The 3,038-nt window shown below is 58.3% G+C and carries 1 protein-coding gene; it reads left to right on the forward strand.

The genetic code is table 11. The features are described from left to right. Positions 1 to 3,038 (forward strand): DNA glycosylase AlkZ-like family protein (locus tag H7A81_RS26615; RefSeq protein WP_370530001.1); only part of this gene is annotated, 3,038 nt, incomplete at both ends.

Genomic DNA, 3,038 nt, shown 5'->3' on the forward strand with positions numbered 1-3,038 from the left:
GGCGCGCGGTGTGGTGCCCCGTGTGCCGCCGCGACACTGGTCGGGTCTAACGACTGGGTAATTCAGGTGGGTGCGCCCCCTTCGGTTGCCAGTGCACTCCAGCGCGTCGGCCGCGCAGGTCATCAGGTCGGCGGTACGCCGAAAGGCATCATCTGGCCGCGCACCCGACGTGATTTGGTGGATGCGGCTGTCATTGTTGAGTCGATGTTGGCGGGTGAACTCGATGCGATTACCCTGCCACACAATCCGCTGGACCTGCTGGCTCAGCACACGGTCGCCGCCGCCTCAATGGACACGTTGGAAATCGACAGCTGGTTTGAGCTGGTACGGCGGGCAGAACCGTTTAAAACGTTACCACGTCACGCATTTGAAGCGGTGCTAAACATGTTAGCCGGGCGCTATCCTTCAGAAGAGTTCGCCAACTTACGTCCACGCGTGATATGGGATAGGCAGAACAATACGCTTACCGGCCGACCTGGCGCACAGCATCTGGCTGTCACCAGCGGTGGCACCATCCCGGATCGCGGGATGTTCAGCGTTATGCTGCCCGAAGGTGAAGAACAGACGGGCGCACGACGCGTCGGGGAACTGGATGAGGAGATGGTTTATGAGTCGCGGATTAACGACATCATTACCCTGGGCGCAACATCATGGCGCATTCAACAAATCACCCACGATCAGGTGGTGGTGGTGCCTGCACCGGGCCGTTCAGCACGTTTGCCCTTCTGGCATGGCGACAGTCTCGGCCGTTCAGCGACACTGGGTGAAGCGATTGGTGGTTATTTACGACAGGCCCATAGTGAAACGTCACTACCCGGCGACAGTCTTGACGCCAATGCCCGACACAATATTAAAAGCCTGATCGCCGAACAAATTCAGGCAACTGGCGAGTTGCCTACCGACCGCAGCTTGTTGATTGAGCGTTGTCGGGATGAAACCGGCGACTGGCGCGTGATCCTGCACTCCCCTTATGGTCAACGTGTGCACGCGCCCTGGGCGCTGGCGGTGGCAGAACGCATTGGCCGCATCATGGGGATCGATCCGGCTGTGGTCGCCAGCGACGACGGTATCGTGGCACGCTTCCCCGATAGTGACGGTCGGGTGCCGGGTGCCGAGCTCTTTTTATTCGGACCTGATGAACTACAACGTATCGTCATGGCATCAGTCGGGCATTCGGCGCTGTTCGCCGCTCGTTTTCGCGAATGTGCTGCCCGTGCCCTGCTATTGCCACGCCGCAATCCCGGCAAACGTTCTCCTCTCTGGCAACAACGTTTACGCGCGAGCCAGTTGCTGGAAGTGGCGCGTCAGTTTACAGACTTCCCGATCCTGATTGAGACGGCACGCGAATGTTTGCAGGATGTATACGACCTACCCGCGCTGCATCACCTAATGGCGCGATTACATCAGGGTGATGTGCGGTTGACAGAAGTCACCACCGAAACGCCCTCGCCGTTTGCCGCACCGCTGCTGTTTGGCTATGTCGCCGAGTTCATGTATGCCAGTGATGCACCGCAGGCTGAACGACGCGCTTCAATGCTGGCGCTCGACAGCAATCTGCTGAGTGATCTCCTGGGTCAGGCGGAGATGCGTGAATTGCTGGAACCCGCCGTGATTGCACGGGTTGAACAGGAGTTACAGCGCTGCGTGGCAGAGTATCAGGCGCGCACTATTGAAGCTCTGGTGGATATGCTGCGCGAACTGGGTCCGTTATCAACCGAAGAACTTGTTGCACGCTTCAATGGCGATGAGCCCCTTGAGCCCGGCTTACACGCGCTGCAACAGGCGCAGCGGATCGTCAGTGTGAAAATCGCGGGTATCGCACGCTGGGCAGTGGCTGAAGATGCGGTACGTCTGCACGATGCGCTGGGTTGCGTGTTGCCGACAGGCCTCCCGGCTGCACTGCTCGAACCGGTCGTCCGACCATTGCAGGATCTATTGGGGCGCTACGCCCGCACCCACGCCGTGTTTACCAGTTTGCAGGTGGCTCAACGCTTTGGCCTCGGTCGCGCCGTTGTGGATGAAGCTTTGGATCAGCTTCGCCAGCAGAATAAGTTACTTAAAGGCGATTTTCTCCCTCCCGGACCTGATGAGTCTGCGCAGTGGGCAGCAGAAAGCGTATTTCGCCGCTTGCGTGTGCGATCGTTACAGTCCGCGCGCCACGCCACTCAACCCGTTGCACCTGCCGCATACGTGGTGTTTCTGCTTGAGCGCCAGGGGCTGTTGAGTGATGCGAACGCGCGACAGACACAAGGCGCTTTCTCCGGTCTGAATGGCGTAATGAGAGTCGTTGAACAACTGGCAGGCGTGGTGCTGCCGGTATCACTGTGGGAATCGCAAATCTTCCCTGCACGCATTCGGGATTATCAGCCAGCCATGCTGGATGAATTGCTCTCATCGGGAGAGGTTATTTGGGTCGGTCATCCCTCATCAAACATGCAGGACGGCTTGGTTTCCCTGCATTTAAGTGAATTCGCCAGCGAAACCTTGCCTGTCCTGGACCATTCAGTGACATTGTCACCTATTGAAAATAAGTTAGTGACGCTGATGCAGGATGGCGCGGGTTGGTTCGTCAGACAACTGATGCCGCGCATCACTGAAACTGAGGATAGCGATGAACTGATTGAGTCGACAGACGTGTATCAGGCTCTTTGGCAACTTATCTGGCGCGGCGTCCTCACTATCGATACCTGGTCGGCACTGCGTAATCTCAGCCAGATTGCCAGCACGCCCAAACCGCGCCCTGTTCGTGCACGTCACGGACGGCACAGTCGATCCAGTTTTAGCGCCAGTCGCCCGGTCGAATCACGACTCTCACTTCACGCTATGGCTGGTCGCTGGTCGTTGATCCCCCGCCAGCCGATTGCTGACACCGAACGTGCGCTGGCACTGGCAGAAAATATGCTGGATCGATTTGGTGTCATCACGCGTGGTGCCGCTATCGCCGAGCAGATACCCGGCGGCTTTCCGGCGTTGCAACCGGTGTTGCGCGGGATGGAAGATGCCGGGCGACTGTTGCGTGGGCGTTTTATTGCAGGCAT

The sequence above is a fragment of the Pantoea sp. ME81 genome (genome assembly GCF_903970985.1).
Classification (GTDB): Bacteria; Pseudomonadota; Gammaproteobacteria; order Enterobacterales; family Enterobacteriaceae; genus Pantoea; species Pantoea communis.